Here is a 24,049-nt window from a genome sequence, read left to right on the forward strand (position 1 = left end):
TTACAGTTAAATATTGCAACTTCCATGCCAAATAAAACACACTATCACTGAACCCGGATCCGGTTCACACCAGTCAAATACCGGAGAAACGAGAGCATTCTTTCCTGTTTACAGCTTCACTGAGGCTGTCGATCATTTACGTTTTTTCAGCCCCGGGTATATGCTCACTGCTTTTTCATATTGTAATACTCAACAAGCCATGCAAGACTGTTGACATAATAGTCCTCCCTGTCCTGATACCACCATTGCAAGCCGTCATGGCGGACAAACTCCCGGAGACGCTCCAGTACAGCGTCGGCCGATTGAAATTCCGATGACTGGAGAGCAGCATAGGCTGCACTGTAGAACAGTGCGTTTTCAAAGGGGCCAACGGCTCTGCCGTCACAGGCGTATTCGGAAAAAATCCTGCCGGTCCGGCTGAACTCACGGTCGAAAAACGCACCAAAACGCCGAAGAACGCCCAGGGCGCGGCTGTCGCCACTGATCTGGAAGTCTGCGGCAACCCTGAGTGGAACCCTGACCGACTCCCAGCCGTAGATCGAGGATTTTCCGGGAAGCTGTGCTATGTTCCCCTGCAGATCGACGGCGCACCAGTCCGGCACAAGCCCGCTCCCTCCCGTTCCGCCGCAGGAGTCCTGAAGCCGTCCGATAAGGTAATAGCCGGTGTCGGCAAGCTCAAGCCAGCGTTTGTCGCCGGTGACCTCGTAAAACACCCTGAAGTGCGAAGGGGCGTAGTAGGATGGGTTCTGGGGCGCCAGATCAGCAATCCCGCCGGTTGGGGCCGGCCATGGCAGCAGGTAGAGCCTGCCGGCCCGCTCCAGGGTTTCGTGCCTGAGGATGCTTTCGAGTACCTCCCGGGCAAGATCGAGATAGCTTCCATCCTTCCAGGTCCGCGATGCAAGAACAAGACTGAAGGCGTAATCGATATCGGCATCGGAAGCAGCTGTCGAATCGGTAACCTCTCCGTTTTCGAAGTGCCATGCAAGCAGCCGGTCACCATGGGAGTTTTTTCGGGAAAGACGGGATTCGGTCCATGCAAGGCACTCGTCAAAGGTTTTCCTGTCGTCCATGAGCACGGCACGGAGCATGGCGTAAGCCTCACCCTCTGAAACGGTATCGCTGCCGTTCCCGGGGCGCACTACCCGTCCCTCCCTGATAAATGCCTGGCGGTAATGCTCCCAGGAACCCCGCACAATCTCCGAAGGATCCGGCGGAGCTGCACTGCAGTTGACCATCGAAAGCTGAAACGCCATGAATAACAGCAAAAGAATAAACACCTTCATTCACGGTTGAAGTAAAAGATTCCGCTGAACATCAAGCAATGGAAACCGGTCCAGAAAACGTTCATCAGAAGGGAAACGTTCTGCTCGTAATAAAGCCTGAGGAGCCCCCACGTCAGGGCGGAAACATGCACGCCCCACAAAAGAAGCTGGGGCCAGAGCACCCGGAGCGGAACGGTTTTCGCTCCGTCCTTTGGCGTCACCTGAAACCCTTTTCCGACATTCAGCAGGCCGGACACCGAAGCCCTGATATAAACCGGAATGGTCATGAGACTCAGCATCTGTGCCCTGAAAACGTTGATCGTGGAGTAGTTTCTCTTTTCCATGCTCGAATAGTAAACCAGAAGCGACAGCATGAAATACGGCACAAAGGTCAGTACGTAGACCGACGGGTCCATGAAATAGGAGGGAACATTGAAAAAGGTGTAGAGAATCGGACCGGCCAGGAGAAACAGGTAGGCCCATCCGATAAAATAGTAGGTCGAGGTTATGGCGTATTCGAACCACTGCACGGGCTTGAGCACCCTGATGTCGGTGAAGAACAGGACGACAAGCTTCCTGAAAAGCTGGACGTTGCCCATCGCCCAGCGGTTCTGCTGCTTGAAGTACGAGCCAAGGTCCTCAGGCGCCATGCCGAAGGTGTAGGCCTTGTTGTAGTAAAGCGACTTCCATCCGTTCCGGTGCAGTTTCAGCGTTGTGGCGACATCCTCGGTAACGGTCTCTTCGTCGAATCCCCCGACATCTTCAAGCGCACTGCGCCGTATCACCACGTTGGTGCCGCAGCAGAACATCGACTCTTTCGACGATTTCCCCTCGCAGACGTACTCGAAAAACACCGCCTGCTGGACGTTGGAGACCAGCGCCACCCGGCTGGCATCGGTATTGGAATAGAACTGCGGCGTCTGGACGAAGGCGAGACGATCGTCGGCTTCCAGAAATGGCAGCACCTTTTTCAGAAATCCCGGCATGGGGTTCTGGTCGGCGTCGAATACGGCGATATACTTTTCCGTAAGGGTTTTCAGCACGTCGTTGATCAGGCCGGCTTTCGCACCCCTGTTGTCAGGCCGGGTGAAAAGCGTAATGTCGTATCGTTCGGCAAGCTCCCTTGCTTCCTGCTTGTAGCTTTCGATGGCCGAGTCGTCGAGAAGGTAAACCCTCTTGTTGGGATATGCCAGACCCATACAGGTAAGCAGGGTGTTTTCGACAACCTGTTTCGGTTCATGCCGTGCCGGGATGAGGATGGCCACCGAAGCGTCCCTGCCGGGATCCGCCTGCGGGGAAGGATCATGGTTGCGGCTTTCGCTGACGAGGTTCGAAAAAAAGCCGAAGGCGTGAAACATGATGAAGAGTTCCGAAAGCAGAAACACGATGCTGAAAATCCGCTCGAAGGTGTCGAAACGAGCCTGGTAAAGAAACCAGGCACGGGCGAGCACGTAGATGGTGACGGCGACAAGCAGCACAACCACCTGGGCCGCGAGAATCCTGAATTTATTTTTCTGCTGCATCGCAAACTAAGCGTTAGGAAACGTTGCCTAAAAATGCCACCGGGCCTGGGCGGAGAACCGGTCGTCCTCGTAGACATCCTCCTTGCTGTTCCATGTATGCTGGTATTGCAGGGAGGTGGATAAACGGCTGTTCCAGTCGCGGTACACGCCGGCCTCGACGTGATGGGAGAGGCTGCTGCCCGGTTCGAAACTCACCCGGTATGCCGCGCCGTAATAGGTGTCGTTTGTGCTGCGGTAGAGCTCTTCGCCGTTCAGGAAATGCTGCCACTCCAGACCAAGCGTATGGGTTGTGAAGGATGCAGGCGAGAAGTACTCCTCCCGCCGGTCGCTGAAACCGTAGTTCTGCCAGCGGTAGCTCACGCTCAGGCGCGTGGGTTCATAGAAAAGATGCGCGGTGACATCGGCTCCGATGTTTGTCCTGCTGTTGCCGTCGGAATAACGGTCAAGAGCGTAATCGACGCCAGCATTCCAGCGTCTGAACCCGTCATAGAGCACCCTGCCCTGCCAGCTGCTTTTCTGAAGATGATTGCTGAATGTTTCATAATTCTCGATCACCTCCTCACGCCGGAACGCAAGATCGAAATGAAGGTTGTCGAGCGGCATGCTCTCGGCTTCGATATACCCGGTATGACTGTCCCTGAGATTTCCGGAGTTCTGCTTGAAGCCCCAGGCGGCCCGCACCAGGATATCCGGCATGTTTCTGTATTCCAGCCCTGCCGTCAGGGCGTTACTGAACGGGGTATACCGTCCTGACCCGAAACGGTAATCCCTCCTGTCGAATTTCACAAATACTGAAACCCTGTCCTGCATGGGCATGTAAAGAGCCGTGCGCAAGCCGGTCCAGTTCACGTCGGTAAGACGACGGGCGCTCTTTGCGCTGAAATATTCCGCACCGCTTTCAAGCCTCCTGAAAGATGAAAGCACATCGATTTTCTTTCTTACGGTTGCCGCCTGCCGATGATCAGGCATATCGGCCAAAAGTGCATCATAGGTTTCCGCGGCTTCACGCCAGCGCTGCTGCTGCATGTAGAGCTGCCCGAGGTCGAAAAGCGCCTCGGGATGGTGCGGTTCGGCAAGCAGCCAGCTTCTGTATGCCCTGACGGAACTGCGGTAGGCGTTCCGATAATAGCGGCTCTTGGCTTCCGACTCGGCCCTGAGAGCGGAATCCTCCGGATACCGGGAAATCGCCTCCCTGTAGAGGCGAAGCGAGCTCCCGTAAGCCCTCATCCATCCGAGCACCCGCGCTTTTTCGCGGTAATGGCGGGAGCTGGCATGGACCGACCCGAGAAGCCTGTCGTAAGACTCCAGAGAGGTACTGTAGTCCCTCTGCCAGCTCGATATGCGGGCGATGTTCAGCAGGGCGTTCTCGCTGGAAGGAAACTTCAGGAGCATGTTCCGGCTGATGCCGAGCGCTTTCGGATAATCGTGCCTTGCCATGGCGATATCGGCAAGCCTGCCGTAAGGCACAGGGTCCTGCGGCCTTGCCTGTATCAGACTGCCGTACAGCCGCTCCGCCCGGTCGTATTCCCGGATCGCGAACGCCAGATCGGCCCTGGCTTCGAGCACTCCGGAATTACCCGGCTCACGGCGCTGAAGCTCTTCGAGAACGCCTGACGCCTCAGCATACTCCTTCAGGGAGATAAGCGCGCGTGAGTAGTCAAGCGCCTGTTTGCTTGTGAGCGCACCTCTTTTCCACAGCTCCCGGTACTGTTGCGCAGCATCGCCGTAAGCCCTGTCCCGGTAAAGCACCTCTGCATATTCAGCCTTTGCCGCGTCGGTTGCCTTTCCTCTGTGGATGAGCGCGCCGTAAAGCTGCCGGGCACGCCCGAGCATTCCCGCCCATGCAAAAGTCCTGGCGGCCGCCGTCGCCAATGCAGGATCGTGCGGCCGCATTATCAAAAGGCGTTCATACAGCGCGAGGGCCTGCTGCGGATGGCCTGCGGCTTCGTGAGCCGAAATAGCCCTCCTCAACAGTCCTTCATCGCCGGGATGCCGTTTGAGCAGTCTCGTTGCGTTCTCTTCAGTGTTCAGGTACAGGCCGGAAGCAGACTCATCACCGGCAAGCGGCCGCTCCGCAGAATCGTTGAAGGCAGGGCTCTTTTTCGGGAGCGACTCCCTGCTGAAACCCGTTCCTGCTGAATCTGCGGCGACGTATCCGAGTAGCGGCGTCATTTTTCTGAGGATCGACTCTGTGTGATAGCCGGCAAGATAGAGTTCCCGATACCTGCCGAGCGCCTTCACATGCTGGCCGTCCCACGAAAGCACGTCGGCTCTGAGTTCCTGGAGCCACCTGTCGGAGGGGTTGTCACGCAGGAGACGATCGAGTTCGGCAAGCGCCCTGCTGTAGCTCCGTTGCCAGACAAGCGCCTCCGCATACCTGCGGCGGACGAAAGGATTCTCGGCCAGAGAAAGGCTTCCGGCATAGCAGCGCGCGGCTTCGGCATATGCTTTCTTTTCATAATGGTAATTGCCGAGTTCGGCCAGAATTCCACTGTCGCGGATGCCCTTCGGGTTCAGATCCGCAAGCAGCACATCAGCCTCTTTCTGTCGGCCGAGGCGCAGATAGGTCAGATAAAGATACCAGGCCGCCCGCTCTTCTTCAGGATCTCTTGCATGTGCCGTCGAGAGAGCTGCAAGAGCCCTGGAATAGTTCCGATCGTAAAAAAGACGCTCCCCGGCTTTCAGGGAATTTGCTGAACTTTGCGTCCGCTGAAACAAAACAGCCGTTCCTGCAACTATTGCCAACGATGCGACGGCAATCAGAATTACCCGAATCCTTGATTTCATAAAAGCCTTTGTCGTGTTGGGGGAAGGCTTTGTCTGCACTCATGCCGATGCGCTGCCCTGAAAAAAGGCACCGTACCGGGCATTCGTTTTATAACGTGCTTTCAATATACATCAAATGCCCATTCGCAAAAAGGGAAGAATAGGCGGTCGCTCAGGATTAAAAAGTCCCGAAGCGGCTACAGGCTGGCAAGCAGGATTTTTTTAAGGCTTTCGGGCCCAAGCTCTACCGGATTGCTCTTGCTGCGCGTGACAACGGCAAGACGCTCCGTATCACCTTCACCGATACCGTAAGCGCCGAGCCGTGGAATATCGAGCCGGCTTCGCCACGCCTCAAGCTCTTCAACCAGCAGCATGCACCCTTCATCCGTGCCCGCATCGGCACGTCCCGTGAGCAGGCGACCGACCGCTGCATATTTCTGCAGGGCAGAACGGCCTGATCCGGAAAGCTGCAACTGCAGAATATTTTCACGGGTTGCTTCGCCGAGCAGTGCGGCGCAGAGTACTCCGTGAGGAATATCAAACGCGCCGCCGACCGATGAGGCAAAGCCGTGAACGATGCCGAGCCCGGCATTGCCGAGCACAACACCCGAAAGAAATGCGGCATAGGCGATATCACCACGCACCGCAGGATCGCCGGCCCCGTCCGAACAGGCGTTCAGGAACGACCGGCTGAAATATTCCATGCCGCTGAAAGCAAGGCTGTCCGTATAGGGAGAAGCAAAAGGGGAAACCCAGGCTTCCAGCAGCTGGGTAAAGGCGTCCATACCTGACGCGGCGGTAAGATGGCGCGGCGCCGAACAGAGAAGCTCGGGATCGACAACGGCGACGTCCGGCACGAAAGCGGGATGGCGCAGGGAACGCTTGAATCCGTCGGCACCCACCCTGCTGATTACGGCGTTGTTCGTGGCCTCGCTGCCAGTTCCGGAAGTTGTCGGCACTGCAAGGAACGGCACCTTTCGTCCGTCGTGTTCGAGAAAACCGGGGCGTCCCTCGATAAAGCACTCGACCGGTTGGCACTGAAGCAGCATTGCCGAAACCGCCTTGCCGGCATCGATCACGCTGCCGCCTCCGATTGCGATCACCGAATCGGTTCCGGCCTTCCTGCCCGACTCGACTGCGGCGTCGATCAGCTCCGGAGAGGGCTCCCCCTGAACCCTCGTGTGCAGATATCCGGAACCCGATTGACGCAGCTCCGAAAACAGCTGTTCGAGACGGCCTGAAGCTTCAAGCGAGCGACTGCCGGTCACGATCATGGGGTTCCTGCCGAATCCCGATGCGAGCTTCGGAAGAAAAGAAAAGCTGCCGGCACCGAAATGGAGCGCCGGCAGCCTGAGAAGGGAAAAACAGGATAGCGGTTCAGGCAACACTGCTGCACCTCCCCTTGCGTATCAGCGGCTTGCCGCAGTCGGGACACTGCTCCATGCGGCAGGGAATGCCTTCGAGATGGGGCTTTTCAAAACCGCAGTGCAGGCAGACGCAGGTGTTCTCGCCGGCAATTTCGGCATGGCCGCAGACCTGTTCGATGTTGCCGCCCTCGACGCAGATCGATTTGCCGTCGATAATGGCCTCGGCAACTTTTTTATGCGCCGATTCGATAATACGGCCGAAGGTCTGCCGCGACACCTTCATTCTCGACGCAGCCTCGGCCTGGTAAAGGCCGAGCTTGTCTGCAAGCCGGAGCGCCTCGACCTCATCGACGGAAAGCACGACGCTCTCGAGCTTTGAGGGAGAGATCCCCTCCGGCTTGAAACAGGTGAATTTCGGCAGATCCTCTATACATCGGCAGCTCACCGGCCGGCCCACCTTGTTCTGCTTCATAGGCTTTTAGGCTGGATAACGATCAGTCCTCGATGCAAATCTCACTTTTAACCATGGCCATGGTTGTCCTCACAAGCAGTATCGCAATGATCAGCACAAGAAAACCGAGCTCGAATATGGCGAGATTCCTGAAAAACGGGTCCTTTGTCAGATTGAGCATCAGAAGCGTGGCGAGCGCTTTGGCTGCAACCGGGAAGGAGTACGCCCACCATGAGAGGTAGAAATTGATCTTGGCAAGCATGGGGAGCCTGAACAGGACGAGAATGAACATGAAGAGCGAAAAATAGTACAAAATACGGGCAAAAGCATCGAGTTCACCGCCGGCCAGCTTGTTATAGGCTATGAATCCGATAGCCGGAGGCGCGAACAGAATGAAGAGTGTCGGTAGAAGACGCTCGGGGATCGATGCGTGGAAAACAATCCGGTACATCACGATGGTGAAAAGGGCCATCCAGAAGATCAAACCGACGGAAAAGAAAAACCACGACACTTCGACGAATCCATGCTTGACACCGGCAATCGGCACGATGATGGCGCCAACGATGGGAATGAACCAGCCGGGAGTCATGTGCTCGATCTTGAAATGCGTCTGGGTTATCCAGCTTGAAATGATAAAGATCGAGGCAAGCAGCTGCAGAATGACGCCGGTTACCCACATGTAGTAGGATATCTGCAGATTCCGTTCGAGGTAAACGACGCTCAGCACGAGAAAAATCTTCGCGATGAGCGGAAAGAAGTTGATCTTGATCGGGTGGTTCCACTCATGACTGATGGTATCCGGATTGGTTACAGCCTTGAGAAGATAGACCGCGCTTACCACCACGAACATGGCGAGCGTAACATAGAGAAGAATGTCGCTTGCGGGTTTGAGGAGTTCAAGCAGCCCCCCTGCTTTCTGTATGGCAAGCGTAAAACCCGCCATGCCGAGCACGATGGCGAAAAAGGTTATGTGAAAATTGCGCAGCTTGGACGGCTGCCCTCCATGCAGAGCTTCAGTGGTCATCTTGTTTATGGTGTTGTTTGCAGACATGTTGAAAAAAAACGGTTTCAGAAGGCATCAGAAGATCCTCACTTTCATGTTGTGGCCGTAACCACTTCAAAAACAGGCGGATCCTGGATATGCTTTTTCACGGCACAGAGATTCGCCGCATTGACGACGGCGTCCCTGTACTTTTCGGGAAAATCCGGAGGAACTTCGATGGTCAGCACGATTTTGCCTATACCCCGCCCGGTCTCTTTGGGAAAATGTGACTGCACGATCCGGATACCCTCGGTCGGAATTTCACGGCTCTGGCAGAATGAATAGACATAGATGCCCGCACAGGTTCCGATGGAGGCAAGAAACAGCATGAACGGCTCAGGAGCAGAACCCTCTCCGCCGGCGTATTCCGACTGATCGGTCTCGATGGTGAATCCCTTGAATTCGGCATTCACTTTCTTGCCGCCTTCGAAGGTGATGATCATATCTTTACTCATTTCACTGATAATTTAAACGTTTATTTTTCAATAGGGTTCAGGGCTGCAGCATGGGTACTGCGGGTGCCCGGCTCACTCTCAATTATAAGCATATGCTCATATTTTAGCAAGGAAATAATAGAAAAAGTAGCCAGTATTCAGTATCCTGTATTATTTATTATGGCTACTGCCTACCGACTACTGACTACTGACTACCGACTACTGACTACCGACTACTGACTACTGCCTACCGACTACTGGCTACTGACTACCGACTACCGACTACTGACTACTGACTACTGACTACCGACTACCGACTCCCCCGCCATCCATCCGGTGGAGAATGCGGCCTGCAGATTGAAGCCTCCGATCTCGCCGGCGTAGTCGAGAATTTCGCCGGCGAAGAAAAGGGCGGGTACGAGGCGGGATTGCATGGTTTTCGGGTTCACTTCAGCGAGCGATACGCCACCCGCCGAGACCTCTCCCTCTGCGAGTGGAACGACCTTGACGCTGCCAAGTGGAAACCTCTTCAGCGTATTCAGGAGCATAATCCGACTCCCGCGGACAAGGCCGCTCAAAAGCACATCTTCAGGAATCCCTGCAAGGCGCATGATCAAGGGTATTAGAGCCGCAGGAGGGCCCTCCGGGCTTTGCTGCAGGAATTTCCGTACCATCTTTGCACCGTTGCGCCTGGCCTCCGAAAGCAGCAATTCCTGAAGCTCATCCTGGGTGAGGTCTGTAAACAGGTCCGCGAAAAGCCGACAGCTTCCCTCCGTTCTGAACAGTTCCGCGACCTCTCTTGAAAGAGAAAGTACCGCAGGACCGGAAAGCCCCCGGTGCGTAAAGAGCACATCTCCTTTTCGGCTGACCTGCTTTCCGCCGGCTGAAGCGATGAACGCCACCGAACGGAGCGAGACGCCTGCAAGCCCTGAATACGGTTTGTCAGTGGTCAGTACCGGAGCAAGTGCCGGTGAGGGTTTGACAATAGTGTGACCGAGTCGGCGAGCGAAGAGCAGGCCGTCTCCCCTGCTGCCGGTAGAAGGGTATGAAACTCCTCCCGTAGCAAGAATGAGCGATGCCGCCCTGAAGGTTCGCTCTCCTGCCGTAACGGCGAAAATCCCGTCGATCCGCTCGACGGAACTTGCCGTACAAGCGTACTCGATCGTAACGGCACGCTCCTCGATCATGCGCTCGAACGCATGCGCGACGTCGGAGGCGGTAAACCCTTCAACCGGAAACACCTTGCCATCCGGCCTTGATTCACACCGGACGCCATACCGGTAAAGCAGCTCAAGCAGCTCCCCGCTCCTGAAGGCGTGGAGCGCATGGCGAAGGAAGCGCTGTTCTCCCTTCTTCAAAAACCCCTTTACAAGCAGTCCGTCCGGTTCAAGAGCGTGTGTAACGTTACATCGCCCGCCTCCCGATATTCTGATTTTGGCGCCTGTCCGATCGTTACGCTCCAGAATGACGATTGAAAAGTCCTTATCCGGAATCCGGCGCCGACGCGCACTCTCCCTTGCCGCGATAGCCGCAAGCATGCCGGCAGCCCCGCCTCCGACGATAACGATATCGATTATGCGCATGCTGATCCTGAAGGTTAGGTTACCGCCACCCTCCACCGAGAGAACGGTAGAGTTCCGCCATGGCTGTAAGATGCTGGCGACGGATGTCGGCAAGAGCAAGTTCGGACTGAAGATAACCGGTCTGGACGGAGATAACCTCAAGATAGGTCGCCATGCCGCTCCTGAAGAGCATATTGGAGTTTCCGACAGCCTTTTTCAGGGTAACTACCCTCGCCGATGCGGCCCGCTCCTGCTCTCGGAGCTTGTCGAGACGTACCAGCGCATCGGAAACCTCTCCAACAGCTTTCAGAAGCGACTGCTTGAAGGTGATTTCGGCCTGTTCCCTGCGGATACGCGACTTCTCGTACCCGGCCTTCAGCTCCCCCCGCTGGAAGATCGGCTGAAGAATGGCCCCCTGAACCAGCCCGAAAAGCGATCCGGGAGTGGTGAACCAGTTGCTGCTGCGAAAGGAGTTCAGACCACCCTGGGCGGTTATGGTGAGCGAAGGGTACATGGCTGCTTTTGCGGAAGCCATATCGGCATGCGCCTCCATCACGGCCATCTCGGCCTCGCGCACGTCGGGGCGGTTCTGCAGCAGCGCAGCCGGAATGCCCGACGGAAGGTTGTCCGCTACCGGAAGGGAGGCGAGGCCCCTGCCTCGCAGAACCGCTCCGGGATAACTGCCCAGAAGAATACTGAGCGCATGCTCCTGCACGGCGATCTCCTGTTCGATCTGCGGCACGGTCTGCAGCACGGCCTGCATGGCGGCTTCCTGCTGCCCGACGGCAAGCATGGTAACCTGGCCGGCGTCGTACTGCAACCGGATCATACCGAGCGTGGTGTCGGCCAGCGCAAGGTTTTTCCGTGCAATATCGAGCTGGGCGTCGAGCATCCGGAGATTGTAGTAGCCGGAGGCCACATCGGCGGCAAGTTTGGTGCGTACGGCTTTTGCCGCCTCCACGGTTTTCAGGTAACCGGCCAGTGCACCCTTCTTTTTGCTGCGGATTCTGCTCCAGATGTCAATCTCCCAGGATGTGCCCAGAGAGAGCGTATAATCCTCGGAATAGCTTCTGCCGAGAGCCTGCTGAAGGCTCGATGCACTGAGGCTGTTGTCGGAAGGACGATTGACTGCCCCCGATGCGCCGAGCGATAACGAGGGCAGAAAACCGAGCCGGGCCTGTTTCAGGCTCTGTTGGGCGTAGTCGATGTTTTTAAGGGCGATCTGCAGATCATGGTTCCGCACCATCGCCGTATCGATAAGAGAAACCAGCACCGGATCGCCGAAAAAAGTGCGGTATGGAATTTCCCCGATCGCCTGCCGCTGACCGGACTGCGCCCCTGCCCCCCGGTAGGATGCCGGAAGGTTCATCTCTGCACGCCTGTAGGGAGCCGTGGCGCTGCAGGCCGCAAGTGCCATGATGAAAAGCATGGCGAAACCGGGCACCCGCAAGGCCCTGAAGAGGTTATTTAGCTTTGGTTGCATATCGTTCTGTTATTGAAGCCCCGTTAAAAATCAGGAACATCGTCCGCATCATCGAGCACCGGTGCGTGCGCCGTCTCGATGCGGTGCGCCGGACCGGAAATACGCTCCTGCAGAGCCTGAAAGATCACGAACAACACCGGAATGATGAAAATGCCGAGCATCACTCCGCTGAGCATACCACCAACCGCAGCCCAGCCGATGGAGTGGTTGCCGAGAGCCGACGGGCCGGATGCCCAGAGCAGCGGCAGGAGTCCCACCACGAAGGCGAATGAGGTCATGAGGATGGGACGAAGCCTTGCCCTCGATCCTTCGAGTGCAGAGAGCACGAGATCCTTTCCCGCCCTCCGGCGCTGAATCGAGTATTCCACGATAAGAATGGCGTTCTTGGCCAGAAGCCCGATAAGCATGACGATCGCCACCTGAACGTAGATGTTGTTGTCGATTCCCGCCAGCTTGATGCCGAGAAACACGCCGAGAAGACCGGTCGGAATGGAAAACATCACCGCAAAAGGCAGAATGTAGCTTTCGTACTGAGCGGCAAGCAGGAAGTAGACGAATGCGAGGCAGAGCACGAAGATGGCCGCCGCCTTGCCCCCGGACTCGGTCTCCTCGCGGCTCATGCCTTTCCAGTCGTAACTGTATCCGGCGGGAAGCGTCTCTTCGGCCACCTCCTCGACGGCGGTGATCGCCTGGCCGGTACTGTAGCCCGGTTTGACGTTGGCGGTGATGCCTATAGCGTTGAAGAGGTTGAAATGATCGACGGTTTCAGGTCCGTACACCCTTTTCAGGGAGGCCACAGAGGTGAGAGGCACCATCGATCCCGAGCGGTTCTTCACCGAAACTCCGTTCAGGGAGGAGGGATCGGCACGCTCTGAAGCTTCGGACTGCATGATCACCCGGTAGTACCTGCCGAAACGGTTGAAGTCGGAGGCCTGCATACCGCCGTAGAGCCCCTGCATAACGGTCATGATATCGGACGTGCTCACACCGAGCTGCTCTGCCCGGTTTGCATCGACAACCAGTTCATACTGCGGATAACCGGTATTGAAGGGAGTAAAGGCAAAGGCGAACTCGGGACGCTGCATGATCGCACCGATAAAGCCTCCGGAAACATCGTTGAATTTCTGCAGGCTGCCGGCTGTCCTGTCCTGCAGCACGAACTCCACCCCGCTCACGTTGCCGAAACCCGGCACGGTAGGCAGGGTGAGCACATAGAACGACGCGTCGGTGAGCATGGCGAGTTTCTGGTTCATCATGCCGGTAATGGCCTGAATGTTTTTCACCTTGCCCCGCTCGGCAATCTCCCGGAGCTGAACGAACATGATGCCGGCCGATGGAGAGTTCGCTCCGGATATGATGTTCACACCCGACACGGAGATCACCCGCTCGACGCTCTCCTCCCTGTGCAGCAGTGCATCGGCCTCCTTGAGCACCCTGTTGGTACGTTCGAGCGATGCGCCGGGAGGAAGCGTAACCGTTATCATGGCAAAGCCGTTGTCCTCGTCGGGAATAAAGCCGGTCGGCGTGGTTCTGAACAGAATAAAGGTCATTGCCGTCACAGCCGCCAGAGCCCCCATACTCAGCCACTTGTGGTCGATAAGAAAACGCAGGTTCCGGATATACTTTTCGGTAAGTGTCGTAAAGGCGGCATTGAAGCCGCTGAAAAACCGCTCGCCAAAACCTTTGAACATGACGCGCTTCTTCCTGCCTCCATCGGCGGGAGCGGCAAGAAAAAGCGCGCAGAGCGCAGGACTCAGCGTCAGCGCGTTAACCGCCGAAATCAGGATGGCCGTGGCCAGGGTAAAGGCGAACTGCCGGTAGAACACACCGGTAGGACCTTCCATGAAGCCGACCGGGAGGAACACTGAAGACATCACCAGCGTAATGGAGATGATCGCTCCTGTGATTTCGCTCATGGCGGAGGCGGTAGCGGGCGTAGCCGATAGTCCCCGGTGCTCCATCTTGGCATGCACCGCCTCGACCACCACGATGGCGTCATCCACCACGATGCCGATGGCCAGCACCAGCGCAAAAAGCGTCAGCAGGTTGATGGAGAAACCGAACAGGTTCATGAAGAAAAAGGTACCGACAATGGCGACCGGCACGGCAATGGCCGGAATCAGCGTGGAACGGAAATCCTGCAGAAAGATGAACACTACAAGGAACACGAGTGCGAATGCTTCGAGCAGGGTGTGAACCACCTGTTCGATCGACTCGTCGAGCGATTTCTTGGTACTGTAGGGCACCGCATGACTGATCCCTTCGGGAAAGGATTCAGAGGCGTTGTCGAGCACTTTCTGCAGCTCGGTCTGGATAGCGTTGGCGTTGGAGCCCGCCGCCTGATAGATGGCCATGGTCACCGAAGGGCGTCCGTCCACCTTCGAGTTGACCGTGTAGTCATAAGAGCCGAGTTCGATACGGGCCACGTCACTGAGCCGGAGCTGCATGCCATCCTGGCCGGAACGGATGACGATATTGCCGAAATCCTCCGTAGTGTTGAATTTTCCACGGTACTTGATGATGAACTCCATGGCTTCCCGACTCCCCTCTCCGAACTTGCCAGGAGCGGCCTCGATATTCTGCGACTGAATGGCAGCCACCACCTCCGCAGGGGTCATGTTGTAGGCTGCAAGCTGCTGGGGCTTCAGCCAGATGCGCATGGAGTAGTCCTTGTTGCCGAAAACGGTGGCCTGTCCGACTCCTGGCACCCTCTTGATATCCGGAATAAGGTTGATTTTCGCATAGTTCTGCAGAAAAGTCTCATCGTAATTCGGGCTCTCGCTGATGAGACTGATCACCATGATCATGCTGTTCTGCTGCTTCACCGTGGTGATACCGCGCTCGATAACCGCCGAAGGGAGCTGGCTTTGCGCCTGCGAGACCCGGTTCTGCACGTTCACGGCAGCCTGATCGGCATCGGTGCCCAGCTTGAAGTAGACCGTAATGGTCAGCATGCCGTCGTTGCCTGAGGTCGAGGTCATGTAGGTCATGTTCTCGACGCCGTTGATCGCCTCCTCGAGGGAAGGCGCAACCGAACGGGCTATGGTTTCGGCGCTTGCTCCGGGGTACATGGCCGTGACCACCACGCTCGGAGGAGCGATGTCGGGAAACTGCGTAACCGGCAGCCTCCCCATACCCACAATGCCGAGAATAACCAGCACAATGGAAATGACGGTGGCAAGTACCGGACGTGTTATGAATTTTTCAAACATGGACTGAACGTGTTAAACCATCGTTTAATTCTGCACCGCTTTGCCAAAAACCGGTTTCACCGGCATGCCGTCCTGCAGCCTGCCGAGGCCGCTGGTCACAATCACATCACCCGGCTTCAGTTCGGCGCCGGCGATGTACCGGTCGCCGCTTTTGCCCTTTACCGTAAACGCCGTGCGGCGGACCTTTCCCGATTTGTCGAGCCTGAAAACGAAAACCTTGTCCTGCATCTCCACGGTCGCCGCCTGCGGAATCAGCAGCGCACCATCGAAGCGGCTTTCAAGCCTTACCCTGCCGGTATTGCCCGTACGGAGCAGTCCGTTCCGGTTGGGGAACACCGCCCTCACGGCAATCGCCGCCGTCGACTCGTCGAACTGCCCGCCAACCATTTCCAGCTCCCCTTTTTCCGGATACGGACTTCCGTCGGCAAGCAGCAGCGTCACCGGAGGAACGTTCATGATTTTCTCCTCGATCGTCGCGCCGGGGTACTGGCGCCGGAACTGCATGAAATCGGCCTCGCTCATGCTGAAATATCCGTACACCTCGCGCACGTCCGAAAGTATGGTGAGCGGCTTGCTGCCGCTCCGCTCGATCAGGCTTCCCGGGCGGAACGGTATGGTGCCGATATAGCCTCCAACCGGCGCACTGATAACCGTATAGCCGAGATTGATGCGGGCCGACTGTGCGGCCGCCCTCGCCTGCTCTACATTGGCGTTGGCCGCCTGCAGCGACGCCTTTGCGCTTTTAAGCTGAATATCGGAGACCACCTTGTTCTTCACCAGCGGAACAAGCTTGTCGACATCGAGCCTTGCTATGGCCGCCGAAGCTTCAGCCGCATGCTGCGCGGCAAGCGCCAGATTGTACTGTTCGCGGTAGAGGCGGCCGTCGATGCGGAAAAGCGGCTGACCGGCCTTGACCAGCGCACCTTCGTCCACATAGATCTTCTCCAGAATACCGTCCACCTGCGGGCGGATTTCAACATTGATCCTTCCTTCGAGCCTGGCCGGATACTCCTGCATCACCACGGCCGCTTCAGGCCTCAGCTTCAGCGCAGCAAGGGGCATGGCCTGATGGGCGCCGGGCCCCTGCTGACCGCCGCAACCGCCAAACGCCAGCAGGGGCACAAAAAAAGCCGCAACAACCGGCATTCGAAAAAAACGTCTGTGGATCATCATCGTCATCTCATTTATTTTATAGTAGGAATAGTAGGAAGTAATCCATTGCCGGTACTTGAAAGGGATACGATATGCTTGCGGAAATCTGCCGGCATATAGCCGGTCTGCGCCTTGAAAAACCTGCTGAAATAGGACTGGTCGCTGAACCCGAGTTCGAAGGAAACCTCCTTGAAGCTCTTTCTCCCGTAAGCGATTTCACGTTTGGCTTCGAGAATGAGGCGCGAGTGGAGAATGCGGGTAAGCGTCACATCAAACTTGTCGTGCAGAATCTCGTTCAGCCGTTTCGGGGTAATACCGAGGGCTGAAGCGTAGAACTCCGCATGGCGTTCCTTGCGGAAATGCTTTTCGATCATCTCGAAAAGCAGGCTCATACGCTTGCCGTTCTTGTCGAAAGAAAAATTCTTCTCCCGATGCAGGCGGGCGATATGCAACAGGAAGGTTTTGAGATAGGCAAGAAGAATGCAGAAATCGTTTTTTCCTCGGCTTTCAAGAAACATCAAATCCACAAGCTGCTGGAGCGGCGACACCGCCTCCTCGGGAATGCTGATGCCACAGTTGATGAATGGATTGAACAGGATGGTGAACTCGGGTTCCATGATGCTGCTGAAAAAATCAACGGAAAAAGCGATATAGCAGCCCGAGGGAGCCCGGCCCGAATAAGCGTGCACCTGACCGGGAGCCATGAGATACATCAGGCCCGCCTCGACCGGATGCGGCTCGAAATCGATATAATGAAAACTCCCGGTGGACGATGTCGACCAGAGGATTTCAAAAAAATCGTGCCGGTGATGCTCTCGCACTATTTCATCCCCCAGCTCCCTGAACTCGGCTATTTCAAAAAAGCTGTTCTCAAGGCGGGCAAGCGGAATATCATGCTTGGGGTTCACGTGTCTTTCATCAATTGTTAACCAGGTTTTGCACAATTCAGACATAAACATAAAACGAAGTCACATTAAATACGATAGACAATTCTCCCTAAACATTGCACTTTTCGAACACCCTAAAGAATGCTGCTTATCAAAAAAGCCTTTCCTTCAAGCTTAAAAAAGCTGTTCCCGCCTGCTTTTCCTACTGAAATGTACCCATCCCCAGCCGCACAAAAAGCGATTTCTTTTCTTAATTTTTTAACCTGAACGAAACAAAGAACGCAAAGGCGAGTGTTGCGGCAGATAAGAGATAATGAACTTTTCCCCTATTGCCCGACGCCGGCGAATCGGCATATCGTCAGAACAGCGTACACATCGTCGCTATCTCTCGGGGGTTATTCTTCAGCTCAGGAAAAGCGACATGTCGGCGGATTTCGCCATCCCCGCACACAGTTCGGGTTCAGGGCGGGAGGGGCCTGTCAGCATCGCTCCAGATCGAGCAGGCGCTGCTTCAGCGGAAGGCCACCACGATAGCCGGTCAGCTTTCCGTTGATGCCGATGATGCGGTGACAGGGAATGAACACCGGAACCGGGTTTCGCCGGTTCGCCATGCCGACCGCCCGAACGGCCTTCGGGTTGCCGGCAGCCACGGCGACATCGCGGTACGAAGCTGTCCTGCCGTATGGCACTGCTGCGACATGCCGCCACACCTCGCACATGAACGGCGTGCCCGGGGGATCGAGCGGCAGATCGAACGCCCTGAGGTTTCCCTGAAGATATGCCTGCAACTGCCGGAAAGCTTCCCCAAGCAGTTCCGAATCGCCAGGCACTGCTCCGTCCGGCACGGGGTAATGCTCGAAACAGAGGTTCGTGATCGCTCCCCCGGATTCCGCTATACCGATAAGACCTATTGGGGTCTGTTGAAAGGAAATGATCATGGAATTGCAGCCTGTTAAAGATTTCGCTCCGTATCCATAATCCTCTTGTAGTAGGAACCGCTGGTATAAAGTGCTGCTGCCGGGTTGTGCGCGAGAACCCTGTCCTTGACGATGAGCGTCGTCGCCAGAGCATCGGAATGTTTGCAGAACAGGGCGTCATGCCCCACGCAAAGACCGATCACCACGTTCAGCTCCGACTTCCAGTCGTTGAGCATTTTCGCCTGCAGAATCGGATTGCAGAGCGCCTCGAAGCTATTCGGACGGATTTTCAGCTCCTCTTCGATGCCGATCTCCGACTTGTCGACCGAGCCGATCTTGCAGAGCACGGCATAAGGCTCAAACCCGTTCAGTTTGAGGATTTTCGAAAACAGACGGGTCTCTCCGATCAGGCCCACACAGGTGGCAAGCCCGATTTTACGGGCACCTATGCGACGGGCAAACGCAAGCACCTCCTCGACACGGGTCAGCTTGCCGTAATAGAGCCCCTCGACCTCCGCTGCCGCCCTCGCTGCAGGGGCATCGGCTTCGTCACCGCAGTAACCGGCCACAACGCTCCCGAGCGTCTGATCTTCGAGGCTCTCTCCGGGACAAAAATCCGGAAACCGGCTCTCCTGACGATAGCAGTTCAGGAACCCGCAATCCGAACAGCTCGCATCATGCGAACCACCGCTCCTTGTTTCATGCTCACGATCCATTGATAGAAATGATTATTGCCTGAAATCAGGTACTCTTTTATAAAATCGAAAAGTTTCAGAACCCGAATTCAAACCTTTTTTTTGTACTCGACAGTTCAACAGAGTATTCTTTTTCCTGCTGATTCACTACGAAAAACGGCTTTTTTTCCGTCCGGAAACTGCTATCTTCCGCTGCGCCCATAAATTTCGTGTCCGGAGGCTTTAGCCCCGTTAACCTTTAACATCCGAGGAAAACCGCCCATGGCGAAGATCACCGAACAAGAGATCCGGACGCTTGCCTACAAACTCTGGCAGGAGCAGGGCTCTCCCGTCAATAATCGTCCTGAAGAGGACTGGACGGAGAGCGAATGGCAACTGATGACGGAAACCTTGAACGAAACCGCATCGGCAGAGGCGCAGGGAGAACACCCTGATCGCGCCCTGAACACTCCTTATGAGCCATTTAAGATAGGCCCGAGAAACGATTACCAGAACAAAATCTCTTTTGGTGGCGAAGACGGGAAGCTGCGCTGGATAGATAATTTCCGGGTACTGGGCACACTCGATACCGACATCCTGCGCGACTTCAAAAAATGCTATCCCAGATCGTTCGGAAATTTTCTGGTTTTATTCAAAACAGGATCCGTTGCGGAAAACTGGGGCGAAATTGAAGCCAACTGCTTCTATCTGAACGACGATGATGCCGCCATTTATGCAAACGAGTCCCTTCGTGACGCGCTGAACGGCACCATCAACCCGTTCGCCCCCACGCACAGAACCGGCCCCGACTACCCTCCCTACATCTCAGGAGCGACCAATGCGACCAATGTCGAAATTCTGATACCATACAAAATCGTCAATGATTCGGGTGAAACCATATGGTGCAAATCTCTGGAATACAACCTTGCAACCGGACTGTGGCGGTATGACGATTGTCAGGCTATAAAAGCCTATACGACGTCCGACAGGGTCGTCTGGGCAATGTTCGAACGGAAGTAACCCGCTCTGCAGGTGCACGAACCTGCTCCTCCGGTAACCCCCCGGCTTCAAACGGAGGAACGGATGGCCGGATAGTCGGTATACCCCTTCGGCCCTGGTGTATAGAACGTATCCATGTCGGGCGTGTTCAGCTCCGCTCCGGTTTTCAACCGCTCGACAAGATCGGGATTGGCAAGAAAAGGCCTTCCGAAAGCCACGAGATCGCACCTGCCCGCTTCCAGATCGTTTTCGGCCCGCTCCGCATCGTAACCACCTGAAAGTATCAACGAGCCCCTGAACCACTTGCGGAAGGTCGCCTTGATGCTCTCCGGCACAACGGGAGCGCCCATCGAGGAGTGGTCGACGAGATGGATATAGGCGAGACCGGAAGCGTCCAGCTGCCGGGCCAGAAAGCCGTACTCCTCCTCCACTGCGGCGTAAAGCGGCATGTCGTTGAATACTCCGAAGGGTGAAAGCCGTATGCCCACCCGCTCCCTGCCAATGGCCCCGATCACCGCACCCACCACTTCGAGCACAAAGCGCGCACGATTTTCTATGGAACCGCCGTAGAGATCGGTACGCAGGTTCGTATTGGGACGGATGAACTGTTCGAGCAGGTAGCCGTTCGCCCCGTGCAGCTCGATGCCGTCGAACCCTGCCGCCAGGGCATTGCGGGAAGCATCGGCATATTCGGCAACGGTTGAGCGGATATCCTCCCCGCTCATGGCCTCCGGCACGGGAAAGGGTTGCAGCCCTTCGGCATCCGTGTACATCGTGCCGGCGGGCGCAACGGATGAAGGGGCAAGCACGCGGGCTCCCCCGGGCATGTTCAGCGGATGGGCTATCCGCCCGCAGTGCATGATCTGCAGAAAAATCTTCGCGCCTTTTTCATGCACCGCTCCGGTAACGGCTTTCCATCCCTCGATCTGCTCCCGGGAAAATATTCCCGGAATGCGCGGGTAACCCAGGCCGTTCGGCGAAGGGGAGGTCCCCTCGGTGATGATGAGTCCGGCAGTTGCGCGCTGGTCGTAGTATTCAGCCATGAGCGCATTGGGAATGTTGCCGGTTGCCCGGTTGCGGGTCATCGGCGACATCACCATATGGTTCTGCAGCGCCATCGGGCCGAGTGCGGCTGAAGTGAAAAGTATCGACATGGTAAAAGTCCTCAACGGTGAATGTTTCGGATATTTACCTTTTAACACATTTATGAACCTGAGGGTTCAGCACGGGGGGGTTACTCAACATGGCCATCGCCGTCGCATAGTGCCGATATCTCCGAGAAAACGCTTTATATTTCGAAGCAGAACTGCCGGAATGGAAACTTTTTACGTTTTCCGGGCTGTTTTTATTGTCTGGCTCACCTGATGATTTTGCTTCCCCCCATAATCAATACCGGCAGTCAGGGCTTTTCTTGAAATGCAGTACCCGATGATACGTACTCAATCCATTAAAACGCGAAGGGAGAAGATTATGAAAAAGATTGTGCTGTTTATTTTTAGCGCCGCGATGATGTTTATCGTTCAGCATTCCGCTATTGCTGCAGATACGAACGTCAAGGTCATGCAGAAAGAGGGAATCGGCAGCTATCTTGCCGACGGCAGCGGAAAAACGCTCTACTGGTTTAAAAAAGATTCTAAAAACACCAGCAACTGCGCCGGTGCCTGTCTGGAAAAGTGGCCGGCCTTTTTCAGCGGCGCGATGCTCACCGTTCCTCCATCCCTCAAGGCAACCGATTTCGGTACCATAGACCGGCCTGACGGGAAAAAACAGAACACCTTCCGCGGCTATCCGCTCTACTATTACGCCATGGACCAGCAGGCGGGCGATATGAAAGGCCATAAACTCAACGAGGTCTGGTTCGTTATCGACCCCGGCAAATTCCCGCCGATGGCACAATAGGACAATGGGTCGCCGGCCGTTCCATTAAAGGAACACGTGTTTCACCGGCACGGAAATACCTTAAGGGCACACTCTGTAAAGTGTGATGAGCGATCAAAATGCAAGTCGGACGGAATCGTTACAGAGGTGCCCTTTACAAACAAACCGAAAGGAAGAACAGGACGTGCCGCACTACTTCTTCAGAAACAAACTGCATCTGTCGCTTCTCTCCTCTCTCGGAGCCGCGAGCTGGTCGGTGTATTTCGATATTCCGGTCAACCTGTGGGCCGTTCTGACGGTCTTCTTTCTGACCTTCTCGATCTACCAGGACAACCGGCTTACCGATGAAGGCGAAGACGCCACGAACGACCCCGAAGGGCTGAAAAACGCCCTCCGGCACGAAGCGTTTATCACCTACGCGACCTTCTACCTGCTATCTCTGGTTTCGCTCGTCATAGCCTTTCAGTTCGGGCTGTCTGCGTTCCTGACGACGGCGCTCGTCATCCTCATCGGCTTTCTGTACAACCACAAATGCTTTCCGTCCTTCCTCTCCCGTCGCCTGAACGGAGCCCGGCGGCTGAAAGACATCTACATCGTCAAGAACCTCACCCCTCCAATCGACTGGGCCACCGCCCTCGTCTTTCTTCCCCTGTTTTTCGAAGGCGAGGCACTGTCGCTGAAAGCCTGGATCTGCTGGGGGTATGTGTTTATATGCGCGTTTTTCGTGGAGGTGATGTGGGACATGCGCGACCACAGGGGCGACCTTATGAGCGGCATCAAAACAATCGCCAACACGCTCTCCTTCGCGCAAACAAAGCGGTTTCTCATCCTGACGAGCCTGATAAGCGGACTGCTCCTGCTCTACTTCACCAACGCGGAAAACCTTCCATCATCCACCTATTTCCTTTTGGCGAACAATGTCGCCGTCATCGTAATCGCAAGCCTGTACAAGGAGAACAAAACGGCCTTCATGCGCAAAATCAGCGACTATACCATTCTTCTGGCCTCCGTGCTCTTTGTCTCCTTCGGGCTGATCGCTTTTTACTCGAACTGACCTTTTTTCCTCATCGCAACAGTCAACGCCTCCCCGTCCGGGTTCCTCGCCATCCATACATTTTATACAATTTGAATTTTCAACTTTAAAATTGTATAATTTCCTATGATCTATCGAAACATGACAGCAACCCTTCAGCGGTTGGCCAACGCATTTCCTGTTATTGCGATAACCGGACCAAGGCAATCGGGAAAAACAACGCTGGCAAAATCCGTTTTTGCCGGCAAGCCATATGTTACGCTTGAAGATCCGGCAGAACGGGCATTCGCGATGGAAGACCCGAAAGGATTCCTTCAGCGGTTCCGTGATGGAGCCATCTTCGATGAGGCGCAACGCTGGCCTGATCTGTTTTCGTACCTTCAGGGCATGGTTGACGAAGCGCCGGTTCCCGGAAAATTCATCGTAACCGGTTCACAGCAATTCGGACTGCTCTCCGGAGTAAGCCAGTCGCTTGCCGGCCGCGTGGGCATGACCACGCTGCTCCCGTTATCGCTGTCGGAAATACCGGGAGTTGGCGAGCATTCGATATCTCTCGACCATCTGCTCCTGCAGGGATGCTATCCCGCCCTTCATGCCCGAAACATGCTGCATGGCGACTGGTTTTCAAGTTATACGGCAACCTATATCGAAAGGGATGTCCGGCAGGTCATAAAAATTCAGGATCTGTCGGTCTTCCAGCGCTTTGTGCGCCTCTGTGCAGGGAGAAACGGACAGATGCTGAACCTGCATGCTCTTGCGGGCGAAACAGGCATTTCCCATACAACCGCCCGTTCATGGCTTTCGGTGCTCGAATCGAGTTACCTTGTTCATCTGCTTCCGCCATACTACAGAAACTTCGGAAAGAGGCTCGTAAAAACGCCGAAGCTCTATTTTATCGATCAGGGTCTTGCCTGCTGGCTTCTTGGCATCCGTTCATCCGAACTTCTTGCCATTCATCCCCTGAGAGGAGCAATTTTTGAATCATGCATCGTCAGCGAATGCCTCAAAGCCCGGTATAACCGAGGACTTCCTGCCGACCTCTACTTCTGGCGCGACAACAACGGGCTCGAAGCCGATATTGTTTTTGAAAGGGGCAGAATGCTTCAGCCGATAGAAATAAAATCAGGCCAGACCATTACCGGCGACTATATCCGCTCAGGCCTCAAAGCCGCACGATTTGCCGCTGACGAGGCGCTTCAGCCCTGGCTGATCTACGGAGGTGACGATTCATACGAAAGAGGCGGGGTAAGCGTCATGAGCTGGCGCGACTGCGCACAATGGGCAGAGCCCTGAACGGCGCGCGCCTGTCGCGTCTGTCCGGTTTCTCTTCAATACCTTGCAGACTTATTGTGAATCCGGATCGATGCCCCGGAGTCTCATGCAGCTCCTGCGGAGCTGGATGTGGGA

The 24,049-nt window shown here is 55.7% G+C and carries 19 protein-coding genes; 4 read left to right on the plus strand and 15 right to left on the minus strand.

Annotated elements, in window-relative coordinates:
- Positions 1-164 precede the first annotated feature (164 nt).
- The 14 genes from K9G39_RS04910 to K9G39_RS04975 all read right to left on the minus strand — a co-directional run bounded on the left by K9G39_RS04910 (position 165) and on the right by K9G39_RS04975 (position 18,774).
- Positions 165-1,283, minus strand: coding sequence for a glycosyl hydrolase family 8 (locus tag K9G39_RS04910; protein ID WP_292003821.1), 1,119 nt, complete (start codon positions 1,281-1,283; stop codon positions 165-167).
- The gene (locus tag K9G39_RS04915; RefSeq protein WP_292003822.1) at positions 1,280-2,785 is read right to left on the minus strand and encodes a glycosyltransferase; all 1,506 of its coding nucleotides are present in this window, start codon (positions 2,783-2,785) and stop codon (positions 1,280-1,282) included. The genes K9G39_RS04910 and K9G39_RS04915 overlap by 4 nt, the downstream gene beginning before the upstream one ends.
- A gap of 27 nt (positions 2,786-2,812) precedes the next feature.
- Complete coding sequence (locus K9G39_RS04920) at positions 2,813-5,572, minus strand: tetratricopeptide repeat protein (protein WP_292003823.1); 2,760 nt, start codon at positions 5,570-5,572, stop codon at positions 2,813-2,815.
- Between the two features lie 176 nt (positions 5,573-5,748).
- The gene (locus K9G39_RS04925; RefSeq protein ID WP_292003824.1) at positions 5,749-6,939 is read right to left on the minus strand and encodes an iron-containing alcohol dehydrogenase; all 1,191 of its coding nucleotides are present in this window, start codon (positions 6,937-6,939) and stop codon (positions 5,749-5,751) included.
- The gene (locus K9G39_RS04930) at positions 6,929-7,390 is read right to left on the minus strand and encodes a DUF134 domain-containing protein (RefSeq protein ID WP_292003825.1); all 462 of its coding nucleotides are present in this window, start codon (positions 7,388-7,390) and stop codon (positions 6,929-6,931) included. The genes K9G39_RS04925 and K9G39_RS04930 overlap by 11 nt, the downstream gene beginning before the upstream one ends.
- A gap of 22 nt (positions 7,391-7,412) precedes the next feature.
- On the minus strand, positions 7,413-8,393 hold the full coding sequence (locus K9G39_RS04935; protein ID WP_363319361.1) for an SLAC1 anion channel family protein: 981 nt from the start codon (positions 8,391-8,393) through the stop codon (positions 7,413-7,415).
- Positions 8,394-8,464: 71 nt separating this feature from the next.
- Complete coding sequence (locus tag K9G39_RS04940; protein ID WP_292003827.1) at positions 8,465-8,866, minus strand: OsmC family protein; 402 nt, start codon at positions 8,864-8,866, stop codon at positions 8,465-8,467.
- Positions 8,867-9,141: 275 nt separating this feature from the next.
- A complete protein-coding gene (locus K9G39_RS04945) occupies positions 9,142-10,428 on the minus strand; it encodes an aminoacetone oxidase family FAD-binding enzyme (protein WP_292003828.1) in 1,287 nt (428 codons plus the stop codon).
- A 19-nt stretch (positions 10,429-10,447) separates the two neighbouring features.
- A complete protein-coding gene (locus K9G39_RS04950) occupies positions 10,448-11,890 on the minus strand; it encodes an efflux transporter outer membrane subunit (protein WP_292003829.1) in 1,443 nt (480 codons plus the stop codon).
- A gap of 23 nt (positions 11,891-11,913) precedes the next feature.
- Positions 11,914-15,102, minus strand: coding sequence for an efflux RND transporter permease subunit (locus K9G39_RS04955; RefSeq protein ID WP_292003830.1), 3,189 nt, complete (start codon positions 15,100-15,102; stop codon positions 11,914-11,916).
- 24 nt (positions 15,103-15,126) lie between these two features.
- Entirely contained in the window at positions 15,127-16,281 is a 1,155-nt protein-coding gene (locus K9G39_RS04960; RefSeq protein ID WP_292003831.1) for an efflux RND transporter periplasmic adaptor subunit, read from the minus strand.
- 5 nt (positions 16,282-16,286) lie between these two features.
- Positions 16,287-17,162 (minus strand): AraC family transcriptional regulator, encoded by an 876-nt coding sequence (locus tag K9G39_RS04965; protein WP_292003832.1) that lies wholly within the window; start codon positions 17,160-17,162, stop codon positions 16,287-16,289.
- A 458-nt stretch (positions 17,163-17,620) separates the two neighbouring features.
- Positions 17,621-18,079, minus strand: coding sequence for a methylated-DNA--[protein]-cysteine S-methyltransferase (locus tag K9G39_RS04970; protein WP_292003833.1), 459 nt, complete (start codon positions 18,077-18,079; stop codon positions 17,621-17,623).
- 14 nt (positions 18,080-18,093) lie between these two features.
- On the minus strand, positions 18,094-18,774 hold the full coding sequence (locus K9G39_RS04975; RefSeq protein ID WP_292003834.1) for a DUF1847 domain-containing protein: 681 nt from the start codon (positions 18,772-18,774) through the stop codon (positions 18,094-18,096).
- Between the two features lie 240 nt (positions 18,775-19,014).
- On the opposite strand from K9G39_RS04975, the gene K9G39_RS04980 reads away from it, so the two are divergent.
- Positions 19,015-19,752, plus strand: a complete 738-nt coding sequence (locus tag K9G39_RS04980) for a DUF2934 domain-containing protein (protein WP_292003835.1) — start codon at positions 19,015-19,017, stop codon at positions 19,750-19,752.
- Positions 19,753-19,799: 47 nt separating this feature from the next.
- Here K9G39_RS04980 and K9G39_RS04985 read toward each other — a convergent pair whose 3' ends face one another.
- Positions 19,800-20,885, minus strand: a complete 1,086-nt coding sequence (locus K9G39_RS04985) for an alkene reductase (protein WP_292003836.1) — start codon at positions 20,883-20,885, stop codon at positions 19,800-19,802.
- Positions 20,886-21,201: 316 nt separating this feature from the next.
- Between K9G39_RS04985 and K9G39_RS04990 the strand changes: the two genes are divergently transcribed.
- The 3 genes from K9G39_RS04990 to K9G39_RS05000 all read left to right on the plus strand — a co-directional run bounded on the left by K9G39_RS04990 (position 21,202) and on the right by K9G39_RS05000 (position 23,935).
- Positions 21,202-21,630, plus strand: a complete 429-nt coding sequence (locus K9G39_RS04990; RefSeq protein ID WP_292003837.1) for a hypothetical protein — start codon at positions 21,202-21,204, stop codon at positions 21,628-21,630.
- A 163-nt stretch (positions 21,631-21,793) separates the two neighbouring features.
- The gene (locus K9G39_RS04995; protein ID WP_292003838.1) at positions 21,794-22,663 is read left to right on the plus strand and encodes a UbiA family prenyltransferase; all 870 of its coding nucleotides are present in this window, start codon (positions 21,794-21,796) and stop codon (positions 22,661-22,663) included.
- 120 nt (positions 22,664-22,783) lie between these two features.
- Positions 22,784-23,935, plus strand: coding sequence for an ATP-binding protein (locus K9G39_RS05000; protein ID WP_292003839.1), 1,152 nt, complete (start codon positions 22,784-22,786; stop codon positions 23,933-23,935).
- Positions 23,936-24,049 lie beyond the last annotated feature (114 nt).

Origin of the sequence: Chlorobium sp., from assembly GCF_021740465.1 — a bacterium.
In the GTDB taxonomy this organism is placed as follows: domain Bacteria; phylum Bacteroidota; class Chlorobiia; order Chlorobiales; family Chlorobiaceae; genus Chlorobium.